This window comes from Chitinophaga sp. 05T412, assembly GCF_056396465.1.
Genome location: NZ_JBFTLN010000016.1, coordinates 373,092 through 386,875, shown reverse-complemented (window position 1 = coordinate 386,875; position 13,784 = coordinate 373,092). Strand labels below are relative to the sequence as shown.

The following is a 13,784-nucleotide window of genomic DNA, read 5'->3' as shown; positions in this document are numbered from 1 at the left end:
AATCTATTAAGTCAAAATACTCTAAAACTCCTGCTGGTAACAGCATCTCTACTAGTTTGCGAAAATTCTGATCCACGTGCTTCTTTGGCTAATCTGATGCAAAGCAACTATTTTTTATACTATCCCCCAACTTTTCAACTTGATCCCAATAAAGACTATTCAGATATTTATGGTCTTGCCAGTTGCAACTAAATGCTATAGCATTTAATGTCCAAATGTTGTAATTTAGTAACGACACGTCAACCCAAATAAAACTAAGTAACCACAAAACGCAAATCCGCACTTTGATAGACTAACAAATACACCCAAAACAAAAAGCCCACGCATCGCGCAGGCTTTCAAACTCTCCAGTGATCCCCTTGGGACTCGAACCCAAGACCCATACATTAAAAGTGTATTGCTCTACCAACTGAGCTAGGAGATCCTTTGCTGTTAAGCGATTGCAAAAGTAATAATATTTTTTTTCCTGCCAAATTTTTCTTCAAAAAACCTTCAAACCAGCCACCAGAGCGAAACGACAAACAAAATACAGAAACATTTCTGTAAACGTCTGTAATAAAATGTCATTCCTATCATCTTCTCGCCTATTTTTGTGCAGCTTAAAATATACCCATGAAAGCATACTTTCAAAATAAAACCATCGTCATCACTGGTGGTTCATCTGGAATCGGTAAAGCCCTTGCAGCCGAATTACTGGCGCATGGTGCCAATGTAGCCGTATGTGGCAGAAAGCAAAATGCGCTGGATGCCTTACAGCTGGAATTAAATAACAAAGCACTGTATACTTTTGTTGCGGATGTAAGTGTAGAGGCCGATTGCAAAGCATTTATTGAAAGTACGATTGCGAAGTTCGGGAAGGTGGATATACTGATTAACAATGCGGGTATCTCTATGAGGGCATTGTTCAAGGACCTGGAGGTGAAGGTGCTGAAGTCGCTGATGGATATTAATTTCTGGGGAACGGTGTATTGTACCAAATTTGCGTTCGACTCTATCTTAGYGAACAAAGGGACGATAGTAGGTGTATCATCTATTGCGGGGTATAGAGGCCTCCCGGGTCGTACGGGATATTCGGCATCTAAGTTCGCGATGCAGGGCTTCCTGGAGGCGCTGCGGACAGAAAATTTACATACAGGCGTTAACGTGATGTGGGTATGTCCTGGGTTTACGTCGTCTAATATCCGTAATACAGCGTTGGACCCGAAGGGGGAATCACAGAGTGAAACACCGCTGGATGAGGGTACGTTGATGTCGGCCGAGGCGGTGGCGGAGGCGATCGCGAAGGCGATTGCGAAGCGCAAACGCACGTTGGTATTAACGGGACAGGGTAAGCTGACCGTCTTCCTGAGCAAATTGTTGCCGGGTGTATTGGATGGTTTGGTATTTAATCACTTTAAAAAAGAACCAGGGTCTCCCCTGCAGTAATTCACGTTAGCCGTTGACGTTAGTGTGAAAAAATTCCGCTTAAAATACGATCGCCTCGGGTTTTTTGTCTTTATTTGCAGTAAGTTAAGCTCGCATAACCCCCATGGCATCTTTTTTGAAAGGAAAGCGCACACTTAATTTGCCATGTTGAAGGTGAGAAAGCAATTGGAGAACTAAGGGAATTGGATTTAGATATTCTGGCATGTCCATTATAACATTAACATCAGACATAGGGATGCAGGATTACCTGGTAGGTGCCATTAAAGGGCAGCTCTGGCAATACTGCCCGGAATGTCATGTTACGGACATCACCCACCATATCAGCCCTTTCAACTTACCGCAGGCGACTTACATCTGTAAAAGTGCTTTCGCTTATTTCCCGCTGGGAACCTTTCACTTTGTCCTGATTAATTTATTCGACAGACGTCCGGATCATGTACTCGTAGCGGAACATAACGGGCAATATATAGGCTGTGCTGATAATGGCCTGCTGACAATGATCGCCGGGGGTATGCCGGAAAAGGTGATTAAAATACCTTTACCGCCGGATGCCCCTAAAAATACCTTTACCATTATACAGCTGCTGGCTGGTGTGGCCAGAGAGCTGAGTCGTGGCAGGGCTTTGGGAGAACTGGGGCCGCTTACGCAGCAGATCCAGGTGAAGAACAACCTGCAGCCGCTGGTGGGCGACGACTTCATAGAAGGACAAATCATTCATATCGACAGCTTCGAGAATGTGGTGGTGAATATTACCCGCCAGCAGTTCGACATGCAAAGTAAAAACCGTCGCTTCCGGATCTTCTTCCGCCGCGATGAAGTAATCAGCCAGATCAGCGAAACCTATGCCGATGTAGCCGAAGGAACCAAACTGGCCTTGTTCAATGCCGCCGGTTACCTGGAAATCGCCATCAATAAAGGAAATGCCGCCGGACTCTTTGGCCTCCAGGGATTCCGGAGAGACCAGCTCACACATCCTACCGGATTCCAGCAACTGTCATACTACCAAACTGTAAGAATAATTTTTCAATGATTAACCGTATCGTTAAAATGGAATTTGACCCGGAAAAAGTAGATACCTTCCGGGCCCTCTTTACACAACAACAACTGCTCATCCGCCACTTCCCCGGATGCCTGCACCTCGAACTATGGGAACATCCCGCTTCCGGCAACACGTGGTTTACTTTCAGCCAATGGGAGTCTGAGGCCGCACTGGAAAATTATCGCGCGTCCGACCTGTTCCGCGAAACCTGGGCCGCCACCAAAGTCCTTTTCAACGGAAAACCCGCTGCCTGGACCGTCCAAACCGCCGTTAGCCTCTAACAATCAACAAAGTTTAATACCTTTTTAATGTCCCCGCGAACACAAAACGGGCGCATAAAAGCTGATAGCCCAAGGCTAACAGCTAAAAAGATATTTACAAAAAGTTAAAACTGTTCACCAGATTAGCATAATTTGCTGTTTTTTATATTTTTGTCGGACCTTAAAACAACCTTATGAATTTTAAAAGGACCAACAACATGGTCGGCTGGGTCATCTGCATCATTGCCTGCTTTGTTTACATTAAAACGATGGAAGCTACAGGCAGCTTGTGGGACTGCGGCGAGTTTATTTCAAGTGCTTATAAAGTACAAATCCCGCATCCGCCAGGAGCGCCATTGTTCGTGTTGCTTGGAAGATTGTTTAGTATGTTCCTGAAACCTTCTCAGGCTGCATTGGGCGTAAATACCATGACAGCCCTGGCCAGTGGTTTCACTATTCTGTTCCTGTTCTGGACTATCACCCACTTCGCTCGCCGCCTCATGGTGAAAGCCGGGGAAGAAATTTCCCGCGAGAAAATGATCGCGATCATGGGCGCTGGTATCGTAGGTGCACTCGCTTACACTTTTTCCGATTCATTCTGGTTCTCCGCTGTGGAAGGTGAAGTATATGGTATGTCCTCTTTCTTTACCGCTATCGTTTTCTGGGCGATCCTCAAATGGGAACATGAAGCCGACGAACCCTATGCTGACCGCTGGATTGTTTTAATCGGCTACCTGCTGGGTCTCTCCATCGGTGTCCATCTCCTCAACCTCCTCACCATCCCGGCAATGGTAATGGTGTACTACTTCAGACGCTTCAAACCAACCGGTTGGGGCACTTTCTGGGCTTTCATGGTAGGTTGCGGTATCACCGGTCTCGTTCAAAAATATCTGATCCAGGATACCGTGAAAGCTTCCGGTTACATGGACGTATTCTTCGTAAATAGCCTCGGAATGGGATATTTCTCAGGATTTATCTTCTATTTCGTACTCATCATAGCCATCCTGTTGATTGGTTACAGAAAACCGAAATTCGGTCTGTATGCGCCTTTCATCGTGATTGCAACCGTTATCCTGGTACCTGCATTTAACGATGCCAGCGGTGCTACAATCTTCTTCAAATTTATACTGGCTGCGTTCTTTGTCGCAATTCCTTACCTCATGAAAGTGGTAGGTATTAAATTGGACTTCGCGAAAGCTACCCATTTCAGCCGCCTCACCATCATGTTCGTACTGTTCATGCTGTTGGGCTACTCCACTTATATCACTACCATGGTACGTTCTACAGCGAATCCTTCTGTAGATATGTACAATGTAGATAACCCGATTTCTCTGGTAGGTTACCTCGGCCGTGAGCAGTATGGCGACTTCCCACTGATTTATGGTCAGGTGTTCACTGCCCGCCCTACAGAATACAAGGAAGGTGGTAACATCTACGCCCGTGGCGATAAAAAATATGTGGTAGCCGGTAAAAAAATGGACCCCGTGTATGCACCGGATGATATGATGCTGTTCCCACGCGTATGGGATGCCAGCAACGATCAGGGTCATGCCGATTTCTATAAATCCTGGCTGGGATTACAGCAGGGCGAAAAACCAGGACTGGGCGATAACGTGAAGTTCTTCCTCCAGTACCAGGTGAACTTTATGTACTTCCGCTACTTCATGTGGAACTTCGTAGGTAAACAAAATGATACCCAGGGTTATGGTAACGTGCGTGATGGTAACTGGATTTCCGGTATTCCATTCATCGATAACCTGATCTATGGCGACCAGAGCATGATGCCGGATAGTCTGAAAGACAACAAGGCACACAACACCATGTTCTTCCTGCCATTCATCCTCGGACTGCTGGGCTTCTTCTTCCAATATAATAATCATAGAAAAGATACCCTCGTCGTAGCCCTCCTGTTCTTCTTTACAGGTTTTGCGATTGTGATGTACCTGAACCAACCCGGTAACCAGCCACGTGAACGTGACTACGCCTATGTAGGCTCTTTCTACGCGTTTGCTATCTGGATAGGTTTAGGAGTACTGTCGGTATACCGCTTCCTGGCGAAAAAAGTAAAGAGCGCGATGACACCGGTATTGGCTACGGCTATCTGCCTGCTCGCCGTACCTGTACTGATGGCCTTCCAGGAATGGGATGACCACGACCGCTCTACCAAAACAGTAGCAAGAGACGTGGCAAAAGATTACCTCGAATCCTGTCAGAAAAATGCGATCCTGTTTACCGTAGGTGATAACGATACTTATCCGCTGTGGTACGCACAGGAAGTAGAACATATCCGTCCGGATATCCGCGTAATTAACCTGAGCCTCCTCGGTGTGGACTGGTACATTGATCAGATGCGCAGAGCCGTAAACGAAAGCCCTGCTATTCCAATGACCTGGTCTGCCGATAAATATCAGGGCGAAACCCGCAACTATATCCGCTTCTTTGATCCGGGTAACATCCCTGCCAACAAGTCCTTCAACCTGATAGAAATCATGAACTTCATGGGAAGCGATGATCCTAACAGTAAAGTGACTACGCAGGATGGTGGTGCGGAGAACTTCCTCCCTACCCGTCAGCTGTATGTGCCGGTCGACAAACAAGCGGTACTGGCCAATGGTGTGGTAGCGGCGAAAGACAGTGCGAAGATTTTACCTTCCATGCCTTTCAAAATCACGAAGAACTACCTGCTGAAAAATGACCTCGCCGTGTATGATATCATTGCTGCCAACAACTGGAAGAGACCTATCTACTTTACCAGCCCTACTGATCTTGGCCTGAATGAATACACACAAACAGATGGTCTGACTTATCACCTGGTACCACTGGCGAAGCAATCTACACCAGATCCGCTGGGCATGGATATCAATGCTAACGTAGGTGTGATGTACGATAACCTGATGCACAAATTTGAATTCGGTGGCGCACAAACCCGCGGTACCTACTTCGATGAGCCTAACAGGAAAATGGTCATGTACCTCCGTCAGGCATTCACTAAATTGTCTGTGGCCATGACTCAGAACGGTATGTCTAAAGACAGCGCGCTGAACGTGTTACATTATATGGATAAAGGCATCCTGGAAACTAACTTCCCTTATGCCATGACTACTCCGGGTAACATGCACAACTACACCTCTATCCAAACGATCTATGCTTACTACATCGCAGGCGATGCGAAAAGAGCAGATGAACTGGCGGATAAAGTGATCAGAGACTGCGAACAACAGCTGCGCTACTATGCACAACTGCCTGCCAGCAAAATGACCAACGACTTACAACGCGATGGCCAGAATGCTCAACAGTTCGTTGCCTGGTTACATCAGATGAAAGCTGATTACGGTGCTAATGGCGCCAAAAGAAATAAAGAAGGCGTGATCCAAATGAATACCGAAGATTCCAATGCAGTACCTGCTGCAGGCGATACTTCCAAATAATCTGGTCACCCTGATAATAAAAAGCCCACTGCGTATTCGCGGTGGGCTTTTTTTATAGCTCTTTTTCGGGAGAAGGGAAAGCGGTATCCATCTCCCTTTATCAAATAATACCAGGTGGTCACTGTTATTATTTCCCCTCCGGGAGATAAGTACCTCCGCAGGCCTTCTCCTCTACCATCATCTCCCCTTCACTCCATCTCACCATATCATCTCACAAAAATCAGTATCATCAGTATCATCCTGACAAAAAAAATCCGGAGATGGCGGTAAACCACCATCTCCGGACTATCTATCATTTATTGACTACAGGTTAGAAACCATTGTTCTCCAGAAAGCCGCGCTGGCTTTAACATCTGGCACACTGTTATCCCAGTTGTATTCGTATTCAGCAGAAAATAATCCTTTGAACTTCTGTGCTTTCAATGTTTCCAGCACTTTTGGCATCTGGCAAACACCATTACCCCAAATTACATCATGAGATTCAGGAGATTTATTGTCCAGGTCTTTAAAGTGCAGGCTTACAATGTGACCATCCAGTTTCTTGATACATTCAACCGGATCAAGTCCTGAGCGTACCCAGTGACCGATATCAGCACAAGCGCCCATCAGCTTGCTTCTGCCTTTAATAGCCGCCAGTACGATTTCCGGGCTCCAGTAATGACTTGGTTTCGGATGGTCGTGGATAGCCAGTTTAATCTGGTATTGATCACACAGGGAAGAAATCAGATCCAGGTCCTCTTCTTTAGGCTCAGAGGTGATGCTCTGAATACCCATTCTGTTCGCGAAATCGAACAGCATACGCCATTCTGCCGCTGATCCGGGTACTACTACACCGAATGCCACCAATACTTTGTGTTTCTTTTTAAACAGCGCTTTTACTTTCTCCTGCTGATCAGGCGACATATGGTAATCAAATTTACCTTCAATGCCACCACCAATGGTTTGGCCAGGGAAAGCCTCTACATACTGGATGCCGCAGCTATCCATCTTATCCAGCGCCTCTGCTAATGTAAAATGATTGAAGGTCCAGGCCTGTGCTCCCAGTTTCCAGCCTATTGCATCTGCCCTTGCCTGACCAGCCGCGGAGTTTGCAAATAATGCAACTGCCAATCCGCCTGCCAGCATCAATGCATTTCTCAGTTTTTTCATATGAATTTTTTTTTGATGATTGAAAGTAGTTGCTTTCAAGATAAAATGCAAGTTTTTTGAGCAGAAAGCAGAAAGCGAAAAGCAAAAAGCGATTGAAGCGATTGATTAACAATTAGGACTAGCATCCGCTTCTGTCATTCTACACAATAGCTTTTTGCTTTCCGCTTTCTGCTTTCTGCTCAAAAAAAAAGTGGTAAATTTAAATCAGAAGAAGAATTTAACCAGAAGAAGAGCTATGAGAGGAATACAATTCACCAGGTTCAACCCGGACGACAATAAAAAGCCACCTTTCCAGAAACTACTGGACCTTTTTACCCAACTCCTTACTTACACCAGCGGAGACGTTTCTGAAGCCCTGCAATGGCTTACAGAACTGGATAACGAATATAAGCTGACCAATGAGGAGTACGGGATCGGCGACTTCATACAAGAGCTGAAAGACAAAGGATATATCCGCGAAAATGAGGAAAGCGGCGACATCGAAATTACTTCCAAAGCAGAACAAACCATCCGCAAAAATGCCCTGGAAGAAATCTTCGGGAAACTGAAAAAATCAGCCACCGGGAATCATAATGTCCGCAAATCCGGCATGGGCGATGAACTCAATGCCGAAACACGCCCCTTCGAATTCGGCGATGGCGTAGATCAACTGGACATTACCGCCTCTATCCGCAACGCGCAGATCAATCACGGCATCGATAGTTTCTCCATCAGCCAGGACGACCTGGAAGTGAAAGAAACAGACTTCAAAACACAAACGTCCACCGCCCTGATGATCGATATCTCCCACTCCATGATTTTGTATGGGGAAGACAGGATCACGCCCGCCAAAAAGGTAGCCATGGCGCTGGCAGAACTCATCACCACGCGCTATCCAAAAGATACACTGGACATCATTGTATTTGGCAACGATGCGTGGCAGATAGAAATTAAAGACCTGCCCTATCTCCAGGTAGGACCTTTCCATACCAACACCGTGGCAGGCCTGGAATTGGCCATGGACTTGCTCCGCCGCCGGCGCAATCCGAACAAGCAAATATTTATGATCACCGACGGCAAACCCACCTGCCTGAAAATAGGATCGCAATATTATAAAAACAGCTTCGGCCTCGACAGGAAAATACTTAATCGCACCCTCAACCTGGCCGCACAATGCAAAAAATTAAAAATACCCATCACCACCTTTATGGTAGCCTCAGATCCATGGCTACAGCAATTTGTACAGGAATTTACAGAAACCAATAACGGTAAAGCCTTCTTTTCCGGTACCGACAAACTCGGACAATTTCTCTTCCGCGATTTCGAAAGCGGTAAAAGAAAATTCTATTAAAAACGGTCCGTTTACATTTCTATCATTCGTAACTATTTAAGATGAATACAAGCATAAAAACATTAGGCGAACTCAAAAAAAGTGGCTATAAAACAGTATCCGTAAAAGAAGAAATCAGGCGCAACCTGATCAAAAAATTAAAAAACAAAGACAGCGCTTTCCCCGGTATTATCGGCTATGAAGACACCGTGATCCCGGACACAGAAAGAGCCCTGCTCTCCCGGCATAACATCCTCTTTCTGGGCCTCCGCGGCCAGGCAAAAACACGCATGGCCCGGCAAATGACCGACCTCCTGGATGAATACATCCCCGTGATCGAAGGCTCCGAAGTAAATGATGATCCCTTTAATCCGCTATCGCGCTACGCACGCGACCTCATTGCGGAAAAAGGCGACCAAACACCCATCACCTGGCTCCATAGCAGCGCACGGTACGGCGAAAAACTCGCTACCCCCGATGTGTCTGTAGCCGACCTCGTAGGCGATATAGACCCCATCAAAGCGGCTAACCTGAAGCTCAGCTACGCCGATGAAAGAGTGATCCACTTCGGTATCATTCCCCGCTCCAACCGCGGCATTTTCGTGATCAATGAACTGCCCGACCTGCAGGCACGCATACAGGTATCCCTGTTCAATATCCTCCAGKAAGGCGATATCCAGATCAGAGGCTTCAAAGTAAGAATGCCACTGGATATCCTGTTTGTATTCACCGCTAACCCGGAAGACTATACGAACCGCGGCTCCATTGTAACACCGCTGAAAGACAGGATCGAAAGCCAGATCATTACCCACTACCCGAAAACCATCGAAAACGCCCTGCTCATCACCGAACAGGAAGCCGATATACACGACGATCAACTCAAAAAAGTACAGATCGCCGACATGGTAAAACGACTGATCGAACAGGTTTCTTTTGAAGCCCGTGGCAGCGAATACGTCGATAAAAAGAGCGGCGTATCCGCCCGTCTGACAATTGCAGCTTATGAGAATGCCGTCAGCGCCGGAGAACGCCGTGCCATCATCAACAATGAAAAAGAAACACAGGTACGCATCGCCGATCTGCAGGCCATCATTCCGGCCATCACCGGTAAAATAGAACTGGTGTATGAAGGCGAACAGGAAGGCCCGCTGCAGGTAGCGCATAACCTGCTCGACAAAGCCATTCGTACCCTCTTTGCCGTATACTTCCCTAATCCCGATTCTTTCAAGAAAAAGAAAGCCGGCGCTCCCGCTGAAAATCCTTACCGCAGCGTTATTCAGTGGTTCGATAAAGGCAATTCCGTACAGCTCCTGCAGGATGTCAGCGATAAACAATACGAAGCTACCCTCAGCAAAGTAGAAGGACTGAAGGAACTGATCAAAGCACGCTTCCCGAAAGCCAATAACAAAGAAGCACTGCTGCTCATGGAATTTGTACTCCATGGCCTCTCCTCCTACTCGCTCATCAGCAAAAAAGTGGTGGAAAATGAAACCCGCTTCAGCGATCTGCTCGGCACCATGATGAACTTCAGCCTGGGCGGTGATGCAGAAGAGCCGGAAGAAGAATAGTATCTGGAGGGCAGGATTAAACTGATTTTTATTTTTTGATTAAAAAGATGGGGAAGATATACGTAGATAATGATCTGCATATATCTTCCCCATCTTTTTATATCTTATAAAATCTAAATCCGTTTAACCAGTTTAATCCTGCCCTCAAACAAATTCCGCTAAAATCATCCGCAATTTTCCCTATTTTGTATTTATTAGTGTCAATTATACAATTCCACAAAACCGTTTTATTACATGAACAATTCCCGTAGAAACTTCATCAAATCCGCCTCCACATTGGTGGCTGGCGCCGGGTTGGTATCTGCCCTACCGGCCTCCCTGCAGGCATTCCCGCTCCGCACCGTAGCTGCCAGCGACCGGCTGAACATCGCCGCTATTGGTATCAATGGTATGGGTTGGGCCGACCTCACCGCCATGCTGAAAAACCCGGCGGCACAATGCGTAGCCCTCTGCGACGTAGATAAAAATGTGCTCGACAAACGCGTGGGCGAACTCGCTGGCAAGGGGATTAAAGTAACGGCTTATAGCGATTATCGTAAGCTGTTGGAAGATAAAAACATCGATGCCGTCATCATTGGTACGCCCGACCACTGGCATTGCCTCCAGATGACCGATGCCTGCTCCGCTGGTAAGGATGTGTATGTGGAGAAACCCATGGGCAACTCCATCATCGAATGCCGCTCCATGGTGGCTGCCCAGCAACACCATCAACGCGCCGTACAGGTTGGGCAATGGCAGCGCAGCCAACAACACTTCAAAGATGCCATTGAATTTGTACACTCCGGCAAACTGGGCAAAGTACGGCTCGTAAAAGCCTGGGCCTATATGGGCTGGATGAAATCCATCCCGGTAAAACCCGATGGAACCCCTCCTCCCGGCGTAGACTATGCATCCTGGCTGGGACCTGCCACCAAACGCCCTTTCAATGAAAACCGCTTCCACTTTAACTTCCGCTGGTATTGGGACTATGCCGGCGGCCTGATGACCGACTGGGGCGTACATCTCCTGGATTATGCACTGCTGGGCATGAAATCGGCCGCACCTAAATCTATTATGGCCGCTGGCGGTAAATTCGCTTATCCTGACGATGCTGCCGAAACACCAGATACACTCACCACCGTATACGAATTCGAAGACTATAACATTCAGTGGGAACAAGCCATCGGCATTGATGGCGGTCCGTATGGCCGTGATCATGGCATCGCCTTTATCGGCAACAATGGTACGCTGGTACTGGACCGCGGCGGCTGGGAAGTAATTCCGGAAAAAGGTAAAATGGAAGCCGTACCCAGACAGAAATCCGTCGACAATGGCCTGGATCTGCATACCACCAACTTTGTGGAAGTAGTGAAATCCCGCAAACTGGAGGACCTGCATGCACCGGTACAGGTAGGCTCACTGGTGGCCACCACGGCGCAAATGGGCAATATCGCGTATCGCACTGGCAAAAAAATATACTGGGATGCCCAAAAAGGCGCCTTCACCGACAAAGATGCCAACAAACTGCTCGCCGCCCAATACCATAACGGCTATAAACTACCTAACGTGACCGTATAAACGAAAACAACATTGCCCTTTTTATCTACCTGAAAAATAAAAATAACACATGCGTACGTTATTCTTATCTGCCTGTACTTTATGGTCAGTGGCCGCAGCCGCACAAACTACAGAGCAGATGAAACCTGAAGCCACAGAGGTTTGGGAGCCGGTGCCCAAAGTAATTACACCGGGTACCGAAATTCTCACGGCCCCCTCCGATGCCATCGTCCTGTTCAACGGTAAAAGCCTGGACAGCTGGGAATCAGAAAAAGGTGGTCCGGCCAAATGGGAGTTAAAAAATGATGTCATGACCGTGATAAAAGGTACGGGCATGATTAAAACCAAACAACAATTCGAAGATTTCCAGTTGCACATCGAATGGCGTACGCCTGCCGAAGTAAAGGGTGAAAGCCAGGGACGCGGTAACAGCGGCATTTTCATGCAGGAATACTACGAGCTGCAGGTATTGGATAACTACAACAATCGTACGTACTCCAACGGCCAGGCCGGTAGTTTCTACAAACAAAAAATTCCGTTGGTAAATGCCTGCAAAAAACCAGGCGAATGGCAAACTTATGATGTGATCTGGACCGCTCCCCGCTTTAACGACGATGGATCGCTGAAATCACCCGCACGCGCCACCGTGCTGCAAAATGGCGTGTTGGTACAAAATAATGTGGAGTTGGAAGGACAAACACAATACATTGGCAAACCGTCTTATGTAAAGCACGGCCCCAAATCTATTGCCCTACAGGATCATGGCAATCCGGTGAGCTATCGTAACATCTGGATCAGAACACTGTAATGAAGCTAAAGGCATAAAGCCGAAAGCAAAAAGCTATTGAAACGAATGATCAACGGGAATATCCGCTGGTATCAAACGCTTCAATAGCTTTTTGCTTTCGGCTTTATGCTTTCTGCTCTCAAACAGTTGCCTCCTCTATATTGAGTGATAAATACACGGCATCGCTGATAGGATTATCATAATAAGCCGCAATAGGCTGAAAACCTAATGAAGTATACAACTCAATAGCAGAACGCATATGTGCCAGGGTATCGAGCAAAATGCGCTTATATCCCAGTCGCTTACTTTCTTCAATAGCGGCGGTGGCAAGGGCTTTCCCTACACCTAGCCCTTTAAAGGCGTCCTTTACAAAAAGACGTTTCATCTCTGCAATACTGTTGTCGAATGATCTCACTGCTACACAACCGGCGATCTTTTCATCCACCAGCGCCAGGAACAAGGCTCCTGTAGGCGGTACATATACACCTGGCAAGTGTGCCAGCTCATCTTCAAATTGTTGAAAACTCAGGTCAACATTTAACCAATTGGCATATTCGCGAAAAAGCAGCTTCACCTGGTCCAGGTGCTTGGAATCTTCGGCGGTTACTTTAATAATCTCTGTCATAACCACTTCTTTTAATTGTATATAAAAACGCAAAAAGCCTTCTGCATGCAGAAGGCTTTTTGCTTGGATAGTTGTAAACAACACGGCTTTTTAGTAGTCCTGTTGCCAGATATCTTTATTATCAAAATTACATACGCTGTGATCTATAGCATTAGTATATCATTGATAAATGTCATGCCTTCTGCTTATTCATCCTGCCTAATGCGGGGGATGCAATATAACCTTTTACATCCACATTTTCATCACTATTCGCATAAATATTTTAAGTCACTGAAAGTTACCAGCAGTAAGGGTTTACAGATGCTGTAGCAGTACCGCAACAGCTCGTTCCATAAAATAATGAGAAGATAATAGTCAGGGGAGATAAAAAAGAAAAAGCCGCGATATACGCGGCTTTTATCTTTTCTTTGGAGGTTCCGAGCGGATTCGAACCGCTGTACGAGGTTTTGCAGACCTCTGCCTAGCCACTCGGCCACGGAACCATTTGTGTTAAAACGTCCGCCTGATTGCCCCACTGGCGTACATTTCATTCGTTTGTGGGATTGCAAAAGTAGTAAATTTCTGATTCCCACCAAATATTATTTAAAAATTATCTGAAAAATATTTTGATAATAAGGCAGAAKGAAGGAATATTGACCTTGAAAAACAGGAATTGTTG

The 13,784-nt window shown here is 46.5% G+C and carries 11 protein-coding genes and 2 tRNA genes; 9 read left to right on the top strand and 4 right to left on the bottom strand.

Annotation, left to right across the window (positions count from 1 at the left end; translation table 11 throughout):
• Nucleotides 1–192: hypothetical protein (locus tag AC1DFM_RS29205; protein ID WP_477080315.1), on the top strand; the 192-nt coding region annotated here is incomplete at its 5' end.
• 159 nt (nt 193–351) lie between these two features.
• Here AC1DFM_RS29205 and AC1DFM_RS29200 read toward each other — a convergent pair.
• A tRNA-Lys gene (locus tag AC1DFM_RS29200) sits at nt 352–424 on the bottom strand.
• A 188-nt stretch (nt 425–612) separates the two neighbouring features.
• On the opposite strand from AC1DFM_RS29200, the gene AC1DFM_RS29195 reads away from it, so the two are divergent.
• The 4 genes from AC1DFM_RS29195 to AC1DFM_RS29180 all read left to right on the top strand — a co-directional run bounded on the left by AC1DFM_RS29195 (nt 613) and on the right by AC1DFM_RS29180 (nt 6,152).
• The gene (locus AC1DFM_RS29195) at nt 613–1,425 is read left to right on the top strand and encodes an SDR family oxidoreductase (protein WP_477080314.1); all 813 of its coding nucleotides are present in this window, start codon (nt 613–615) and stop codon (nt 1,423–1,425) included.
• 202 nt (nt 1,426–1,627) lie between these two features.
• Nucleotides 1,628–2,455, top strand: coding sequence for an SAM hydrolase/SAM-dependent halogenase family protein (locus tag AC1DFM_RS29190; protein WP_477080313.1), 828 nt, complete (start codon nt 1,628–1,630; stop codon nt 2,453–2,455).
• Nucleotides 2,452–2,745, top strand: a complete 294-nt coding sequence (locus tag AC1DFM_RS29185; RefSeq protein ID WP_477080312.1) for a putative quinol monooxygenase — start codon at nt 2,452–2,454, stop codon at nt 2,743–2,745. Before AC1DFM_RS29190 ends, AC1DFM_RS29185 begins: the two co-directional genes overlap by 4 nt.
• A 173-nt stretch (nt 2,746–2,918) precedes the next feature.
• A complete protein-coding gene (locus tag AC1DFM_RS29180; protein ID WP_477080311.1) occupies nt 2,919–6,152 on the top strand; it encodes a glycosyltransferase family 117 protein in 3,234 nt (1,077 codons plus the stop codon).
• 303 nt (nt 6,153–6,455) lie between these two features.
• Here the strand turns inward: AC1DFM_RS29180 and AC1DFM_RS29175 are convergent, their stop codons facing one another.
• Complete coding sequence (locus tag AC1DFM_RS29175; protein ID WP_477080310.1) at nt 6,456–7,301, bottom strand: sugar phosphate isomerase/epimerase family protein; 846 nt, start codon at nt 7,299–7,301, stop codon at nt 6,456–6,458.
• 235 nt (nt 7,302–7,536) lie between these two features.
• Between AC1DFM_RS29175 and AC1DFM_RS29170 the strand changes: the two genes are divergently transcribed.
• From AC1DFM_RS29170 to AC1DFM_RS29155, 4 genes are all read left to right on the top strand, one after another.
• A complete protein-coding gene (locus AC1DFM_RS29170) occupies nt 7,537–8,631 on the top strand; it encodes a vWA domain-containing protein (protein ID WP_477080309.1) in 1,095 nt (364 codons plus the stop codon).
• 41 nt (nt 8,632–8,672) lie between these two features.
• A complete protein-coding gene (locus AC1DFM_RS29165) occupies nt 8,673–10,178 on the top strand; it encodes a magnesium chelatase ATPase subunit I (RefSeq protein ID WP_477080308.1) in 1,506 nt (501 codons plus the stop codon).
• 234 nt (nt 10,179–10,412) lie between these two features.
• A complete protein-coding gene (locus tag AC1DFM_RS29160; RefSeq protein ID WP_477080307.1) occupies nt 10,413–11,735 on the top strand; it encodes a Gfo/Idh/MocA family protein in 1,323 nt (440 codons plus the stop codon).
• 49 nt (nt 11,736–11,784) lie between these two features.
• Nucleotides 11,785–12,522, top strand: a complete 738-nt coding sequence (locus AC1DFM_RS29155; protein ID WP_477080306.1) for a 3-keto-disaccharide hydrolase — start codon at nt 11,785–11,787, stop codon at nt 12,520–12,522.
• A gap of 118 nt (nt 12,523–12,640) precedes the next feature.
• On the opposite strand, the gene AC1DFM_RS29150 is transcribed toward AC1DFM_RS29155, so the two are convergent.
• Nucleotides 12,641–13,126 (bottom strand): GNAT family N-acetyltransferase, encoded by a 486-nt coding sequence (locus AC1DFM_RS29150; RefSeq protein ID WP_477080305.1) that lies wholly within the window; start codon nt 13,124–13,126, stop codon nt 12,641–12,643.
• 408 nt (nt 13,127–13,534) lie between these two features.
• Nucleotides 13,535–13,608: transfer RNA gene (locus AC1DFM_RS29145), tRNA-Cys, on the bottom strand.
• Between the last annotated feature and the right edge of the window lie 176 nt (nt 13,609–13,784).